This is a genomic window from Helicobacter didelphidarum, from assembly GCF_003364195.1.
In the GTDB taxonomy this organism is placed as follows: domain Bacteria; phylum Campylobacterota; class Campylobacteria; order Campylobacterales; family Helicobacteraceae; genus Helicobacter_A; species Helicobacter_A didelphidarum.
In genome coordinates, this window is sequence record NZ_NXLQ01000146.1 from 1 (window position 1) to 1,083 (window position 1,083).

Here is a 1,083-nt window from a genome sequence, read left to right on the forward strand (position 1 = left end):
CCTAAATTCCATTGTGATTGGTAACCAAATATCTCTTCTTTCGCCTCTTTGAAAAAATAATGATCACTACCTAAAGCCTTCGTATTATCATCTGGTGGTTTTATCACCCATACTTTTGCCCAATTATTTGGGAGTGTATTTTGCACATAGATGAGATATGTATCTCTCCATAGAGGATTAATCATTTTGGATTTATAATTTTTGTAACAAACCTTTTGTAAGAGACATTGATAGTAGTATATATATCCTTCGTCATCTGTGCTACCTGCTTCTTCATATTTATGATACAATTTCCGCCCCTTGGTAGCTATTATATCAAATAATCTTGTTGGTTCCCCAAAATCCTCATTATTAGTTGGCACTACTTTATCTAGCACATCATAATTTATGTGTAGCTTGTGTGAGAAAAGCTGAGAGAGAATCTTGCCTTCTTTAGAGCTTGGCTTATCTCGTAGATTAACAAAGAAATCATTGGGATATTTAGCACTATAATGACTAACCTTTGTCATTGTGGTAGCTAGGGCATTGATAGGGATAGGGGTAAAAACTTCTTTGTAGGTGATAGGTTTGTCAGTGTCGTAGTCAATATATGCAAGATGTGAAGTATAATCATAATTAAGCTTTGTATTTATGGGTAAAACAGAATAGGATTTGATGATACCAACACAAATATATAAAGGACAATCGCCATTTGCTTCATCTGTATATACCAAGTATTTATCATAGCAAGGGAATGTGATACCTTCTTCTGGAAAAGATTCGGTATCTACTCCTATGCCGATATACCACTCAAACTCTATTTCCATAGGCACAAACATCGCAGTCCCAAATCTCACTTCAAAGAATCTCTTTCTATGATATGTATCCATTCCTGCCTTTGATAGAATCTCTTTTACAAACTCATAGTTTATATCATAGTTTGGTTGCATTTCTATTATTTCTCTAGGATTATCTTCATTGCTTATCTTTTTAGGGAAATCTTTAGCATAGAGATAGGCATAGTTGAGATAAGGATTTTCTTCAGGAAAAAAGATTAAATCTATATGTTTATTATACTTCATATCATAGCTCCAAGCAATACGA

General features: G+C 33.6%; 1 protein-coding gene. It reads right to left on the bottom strand.

Annotation, left to right across the window (positions count from 1 at the left end):
- Positions 1–1,061, bottom strand: a 1,061-nt coding sequence (locus CQA53_RS11590) for a hypothetical protein (protein WP_147290061.1), incomplete at its 3' end; no start/stop codon positions are given.
- Positions 1,062–1,083 lie beyond the last annotated feature (22 nt).